Annotated in this window: 3 protein-coding genes and 1 pseudogene; 2 read left to right on the top strand and 2 right to left on the bottom strand. The window is 68.8% G+C overall.

The window, feature by feature from the left end:
• Positions 1-92: 92 nt before the first annotated feature.
• Together ACWC2T_RS45390 and ACWC2T_RS45385 are read right to left on the bottom strand one after the other, a co-directional pair.
• A complete protein-coding gene (locus tag ACWC2T_RS45390) occupies positions 93-848 on the bottom strand; it encodes a transposase (RefSeq protein WP_450676144.1) in 756 nt (251 codons plus the stop codon).
• Between the two features lie 247 nt (positions 849-1,095).
• Positions 1,096-1,422, bottom strand: a pseudogene (locus ACWC2T_RS45385) (transposase); the annotation flags it as partial.
• An 812-nt stretch (positions 1,423-2,234) separates the two neighbouring features.
• On the opposite strand from ACWC2T_RS45385, the gene ACWC2T_RS45380 reads away from it, so the two are divergent.
• Together ACWC2T_RS45380 and ACWC2T_RS45375 are read left to right on the top strand one after the other, a co-directional pair.
• Positions 2,235-2,564, top strand: a complete 330-nt coding sequence (locus tag ACWC2T_RS45380; protein ID WP_450676143.1) for a trypco2 family protein — start codon at positions 2,235-2,237, stop codon at positions 2,562-2,564.
• Between the two features lie 155 nt (positions 2,565-2,719).
• Entirely contained in the window at positions 2,720-6,103 is a 3,384-nt protein-coding gene (locus ACWC2T_RS45375; protein ID WP_450676142.1) for a tetratricopeptide repeat protein, read from the top strand.
• The last annotated feature ends 81 nt before the right edge of the window (positions 6,104-6,184 follow it).

Below are 6,184 nucleotides of genomic sequence, written 5' to 3'. Positions count from 1 at the left end.
TGAGACGTCGAACACCTCTCTCAACGGAACGGGAGCCTCGTGCGTTGCGGGCGCCGGCCTCGTCACCCATCCGGTGGCCGCTCTGAAAGAGCTCACTGACTCTTGGTGAACCTGGCCACGATCAGCGGGGCCGCGGTGGGCGAGGATGTCGGGTAGGGGCCGTGCCAGCCCGCGCTTACCTGTCCCTGAGGGCAGGTGACCTGATGACGGTCGTAGTCGATGTGGAAGTCGTCCCGGGCGAAGCCCTCGTTCCGGCGGTGCTGACGGGTGGGGTTGCTCCGGAGCGGCCCGCAGACGGTGACCTGGTGTTCACGGCTGGCTTGTTCCAGGTGGGGCAGGGAGGTGTAGCCGGCGTCGACCAGGTGCTCGGCGGGCAACAGTCCGCGACGCGCCAGGCGGGTGTGGATGCCGGGCAGGACCTGGCTGTCGTGGGTGGTGGCCGCGGTGGTGGCCACGTCCGTGATCACGTTGGGACCGTCGGAAGCACAGGTCTCGGTCAGGTGAGCGGTGAACCCCTTCCAGCTGATGATGTGGCCGTGCCGTGCATAGCGGGCTGAGGTGTCGTAGGGCGAGACGACCGCCCGGGAGGAGGGCGGCAGTCCAGGCCCGCCTTCCGTCTCGGCGGTGCGCCAGCGCAGGTGGCCTGCGGCGTCACGGTGGTAGTTCTGCACGATGATGTGGCGCAGGGCCTGGATGCGAGGGCCGGACGTGCGGTCTGCTCCGTGCCGGTAGAGGTGTTCCAGGAGCCGGACGGCGTCGTTTCCGGTGGCAAGGATCCTGGTCTTGGGCTTGGTGGGGTTCTTGCCCAGACGGACCGGTCGGCCGTAGCGGAGCCCCCCAGTCCTCATCGACCAGTTCGTCGAGCAGATGAGGGGACGTGCCGGCGACTTCTTCGAGTGCGGCGCGGACCGCCTCGGTGATCAGCTCCGGGCGGGTCAGGTCACGCACCGCGGCCAGGACGTGGGTGGAGTCGGTGCGCTGCGTGGTGCGCTCGCGCACCAGTCCGGCCTCCTTGAGACGGGCCAGCGCGAGATCGAGGAGCCGGTCAGCACGGTCGTCTTCAGCGAGACGGTCACGGAAGTCGGCCAGCACGCTGTGGTGGAAGCCGGGATCGTCCAGCTCCATGGCCATCGCGTACTTGAAGTCGATGCGGCAGCGGACCGCCTCGGCGGCCTGCCGGTCCGACAGGCCGAGCAGGAACTGCAGCACACAGACAGTGGCCAGTTGAGCAGGCGAGAGACCCGGCCGCCCATCCCGGGGGTACCAGTCGGCGAAGTCCTCGTCGCACCACAGCCCATCCAGCCGGTCACGCACCCATATCGCCGTCGTACCACCCGGGTTGCTCGCCCGCGCAACCTGCGCAGTCAGAGGCGGGACTTGCTCACCGGAACGGGGGCGAAGGGACAACGGGCACCTCGACATCTGCGTCGGTCGGCGGAACTATCCGAGCATGCCCGTTGACCATGCTGCCGCACCGCGAAACTCCAAGATCCCCGACAGAGTCAAGCAGCGCCGTTCAATGGCACTCCCGAAAGGCACGACCATGCAATTCACGTCTGAACAGCGCCTCAACGACGCTGTTGCATGCGGTGCTCGGTGAACAGCGCGGGGCGATCGCGGAGGCCGGCGCGGCGGGTGACCTGCTGCGGGCCCTTCCCAGACGCCGCCCCGTCACACCAACCGACCGGCCCACCGTCGCGAATTCGGTGCTGATGCCGAAGCCGGGGGCGGGTCTGGTGGCGGATTCGGTACGACCGCTGCCGAAGCCGGCGGGGCCGGAGAAGCTGGCGCGGGTCCCCGGCGATCGCATCGCGGCCGTGCCTGCCTCCGTGCCGGGGCACGAGAGGCTGGCGGCGGTGGCAGCGGTCCAGGACCCGTTCGCCGCCGCGGTGCTCTGGACGCGCAACGGCTGTTCGCAGTGGAGACCTCGATCCCGTGCGTGTGGCCGACGAGCTGCGGTGACCCGTGGCGGACCTGGCGGAACACGCCCGCCGGGGGCGACGCCATGGTGGAGGTCGTCGCGGCTTCTGTGAGGCAACCGTGTGGCCCGAGGCGCGTGGAGACCACCTTTTACAGCTCAGCACCGGTCTGAGCGAGATCGCGTACAACACGTGTGGCGCCACTGCCGCTTCGGGTAGCTACCACCAGGGCCTGTCCGATGGTCAGTTGTCAGCGCTGGGGAGACTCTACGCTGGGTCCTCGGAGCTACCCGGTCGAAAGAAGAGGTGGGGCACGTGGAGATCGGTCTGGCGGATGCAGTGGCGGCGGTGCGTGATGAACTCCTGGAGGCCGCGGCGCGTGGGGCGGGACGGGAGATAGCGTTCGCTGTGGGGCCGGTGGAGATGGAGTTCGAGGTCGAGCTGCGCGTGGATGCAAGGGCGAAGGCTGGCTTTCGGGTATGGGCGGTGACGGCGGACACGGAGGCGGGGGTCGCCCGGCACCGCACGCACAAGGTGTCGTTCACCCTGACCCCGAGGAACCCCGAGGGTGGCGACCTGCTCGTCAGTGGAGCCGTTGGCCGCGCCGAAGGCCCGGGGGATGTGAGTGGACGCATACCGGACTGATCGAGTGTCATCGGCGGGGACAAGACAGGGGGATGGCAGTGGATCGGGAACGGCTTGTGGCAGTGACAAGCCCAAGCGGCCCAGGGTCGGGGTATGTTGTCGGTCCGCGGCTGGTACTCACTTCGGCGCACGTCGTTGCCCGGCGCGGAGCGCTGGTGCGGCTGTTCCACCCGGGCAGCAAAGCGACGTTCGGCGGGATGGTGGTGTGGTGCGGCACGCCCGGTGGGCGTGATGACGCGGCCCTGGTGTACGTCGATGACATGGCGTGGCAGCCGCCGGCGGGGGCGGGGGTGCGTTGGGGGCGCCTGGTGACTGAGCGGCCCGGGCAGCCATGTGAGACGTGGGGGGTGCCGGATGTGGCCCAGCGCCCTGGGGCCGCCGTGGAGGCCATGCAGCTGGCCGGGACGGTGAATCCAGGCAGCGGCATCGTCGGTAATCGATACGTCATGGATCTGGGTCAGCACCCGCCCGCCTGGGCGGCCAGCGACTCCTCGCCGTGGGGCGGGCTGTCAGGAGCGGCCATGTTCTGCGGCCGACTCCTGACCGGGGTGATCGCCCTCGATTCGGCCCACTCCGGCCACGCCGCACTGAAGGCGGTCCCGACCTATGTGCTGCACCACAACGCGGATTTCCGGGCGGCCCTGGCCGAGCACGGCGTCGACCGCATGGCGCTGGAAGCGGTGGAGCTTCAGGAACTGGCCGAAGCCGAGGCTGCGGTAGCGCCCGGCGGTCTGGCATCGCCAGCCGCCCTGCTGCAGGCAGGTCGGCAAGTTGTGAGCTTCCGCGGCCGCGAGGAACTGTTGGGGCAACTGGCCGACTGGTGCGGGCAGGGCGGATTCGGAGCCTGGCTGCTATACGGTCCCGGCGGACAGGGAAAAACCCGCCTGGCCCATCACCTGGCCGCCGGGCAGGCCGCAAACGGATGGGCGGTGCTATGGCTCCGTGCGGATGCCCCGCTCGCCGATCTTGCCACGGTGCGCCAGGCAGCCAAGCCGCTGCTCGTGGTGCTGGATTACGCCGAGACGCGCACCGCACAGCTTTCGGCGCTGCTGGAGCTTGCCGCCGATCACGGTGGTGCGACCGCGTTAAAAGTGTTGCTACTGGCCCGCACGGCCGGCGATTGGTGGATCAGCGCGCAGGCAGCCAGCCGTACCACTGCGGAGTTGCTGGACGGCACGCCGGTGGTCGCGCTGCCGGCGCTCGAGCCCGATGTGGCCGACCGCCCGAGAGCATACCGACGAGCGGTGGACGCCTTCGCGGCCGCGCTGCCTGGTGTGCGCGGACACAGCGGCCACAACTGGCCCGCTCTGGCCGCTGCCCTCCCCATCCCCGAACTCACCCGTGCCGGGATGGACAACGCGCTGACCCTGCAAATGACCGCCCTGGTCGATCTCCTGGACGCCGCCGACCTCAGCCCCACGACGCTCCAGGCGACAGTCGAAGCCGCGGACGTGGAAGACCGTTTGCTCATCCACGAGCGCCGCTACTGGGAGCACAGCGCCACTGCCCGCGGGCTGACGCCGGCCCTGACCACTGGCACCCTCGAAGAGGCGCTGGCCGCCTCCGTGTTGATCGGTGCCGGCACCCGCGATCAGGCCGACGAGGTCCTGCAGAAGGTGACAGCCCTGGCCGACCAGCCCCGCGATCGCCGCAACGCCGTCTTGTCGTGGATCGCCGCCGTATACCCGCCGACGGAGTCGAGTCCATGGGGCACCCTCCAGCCCGATCGGCTGGCCGAAAGGTTCGTCGGCCGCCACCTGGAAGCCGATCCCCTCCTCGCCCACCGTCTCGTACCCGGCACCGACCATACACAGGGTGCTCGACTACTGACGATCTACAGCCGCGCGACCGCCCACCCTGTCTTCCACGGCCGCCTCGACGCGTCTTTGACCGAACTGTGTGTACAGCACGTCGCCATGCTGGCCGAGCACACCATAGGCACCGCCATCCGTGCCGAGCGCCCCGACCCTCTCGTCGCTGCCCTTCACCAGATCACCCGCGATCCGGCCACCTCCCTGGCCGACCTCGAACAGCTCAGGCGTCACCTGCCCTTCTCCATCCGGCGCCTCAACGACTGGGCCATCGCTCTCACCCAAGAACTGAGCAACCGCTACCGCGGCCTCTCCCACGACGCCCCCGACCGACTGCCTGACTTTGCAGGGAGCCTGCACGACCTCGCCGTTGGGCTGCGCATTCGCGGCAGGCAGGAGGAAGCCCTGGCGGCCGCCGAAGAGTCCGTCCGCATCTACCGTGCCCTGGCCGGGACCGACCCCGACACGCACCTGCCCGCCCTCGCCCGAAGCCTGAACAACCTCGCCTCAATGCTCGCGGATCGGGGGCTGCGGGAGGAAGCCCTGGCGGCCTTCGAGGAAACCGTCACTACCTACCGAACCCTGTCCGACGCCCGCCCCGACACATACCTGCTCAGCTTGGCCCTGAGCCTGGCCAACCTGTCGGTGCTGCTGAGGCATCTAGGTTGGAGAGAGGAGAGCCTCGCCGCCCTCGAAGAGGCCGTCCGCATCTACCGTGCTCAGGCCGAGACCAACGCCGACACGCACCTGCCCGCCTTCGCCGAAAGCCTGCACAAGCTTGCCAGGACGCTCTCGGATCTGGGGCGGCGAGACGAGGCGCTGACAGCCCTCGAGGAAGCCGTTCGTATCTACCGTGCCCTGGCCGAGGCCGATCCCGACACACACCTGTCCGACCTCGCCGGAAGCCTCAACAACCTCTCCGTGATACTGCGGGAGTTGGGTCGGCCAGAGGAAGCGCTGGCCGTCATCGAGGAAGCCGCCACCGCCTACCGCACCCTGGCCAACTTCCGTCCTGCCGTCGCCCGCTGTATGGAAAACCTCGCCAGGGTGCTCGCGGATCTGGAGCGGCGTGAGGAAGCACTGACAGCCCTCCAAGAGGCCGTTCTCATCTACCGTGCCGTGTCCGAGGCCGATCCCGACACACACCTGTCCGACCTCGCCGGAAGCCTCAACAACCTCTCCGTGATACTGCGGGAGTTGGGTCGGCTGGAGGAAGCGCTGGCCGTCATCGAGGAAGCTGTCACTGCCTACCGCACCCTGGCCAACTCTCTGTCCGGCGACATCCGCAACCTCACCAATCCCCCAGCGCGGACAGGGTTGCTGAGGCGGTGGAGGGATGCCCGGGCCGTTGTCAAGGAAGCCCTCCGGATCCGCCGAACGCTGGCCGGCTCCCACCTACCCGGCATCCCTCCCAGTCTCACCGGTCCTCCGGCGCGGACGGGCGTTCCGGGTCTGTGGAGGGAGAGCCGGGCCGCTGCCGAGAAAGCGGTCCGCGTCCGGCGGACCTTCGCCGCCACCGCCCCTGACACGCACCTACCGGAACTTGCCCGCAGCCTGTACAACCTCTCCGCGCTGCTGAGGAATCTGGACCGGCGGGAGGAGGCGCTGACCGCCCTCGAGGAAGCCGTTCGCATCTACCGTGCCCTGACCGAGGCCAATCCCGAGTTCTACGAACACGCCTTGGAACAATCACTGGAGGCCCAAGCCCAGCTTCAGCTTGATCATTAACCTCGCTGCTGTTTCAGGCGGACATGTTCGGTGAGGGTTTCGATTCGTTTCACGGTCTTTCCCGGCTCGTGACGTGGGGCT

It is taken from the genome of Streptomyces sp. NPDC001393 (assembly GCF_053597455.1).
The sequence above is the reverse complement of the archived record's forward strand: the minus strand, read 5'-3'. Positions and strand labels throughout refer to the sequence as shown.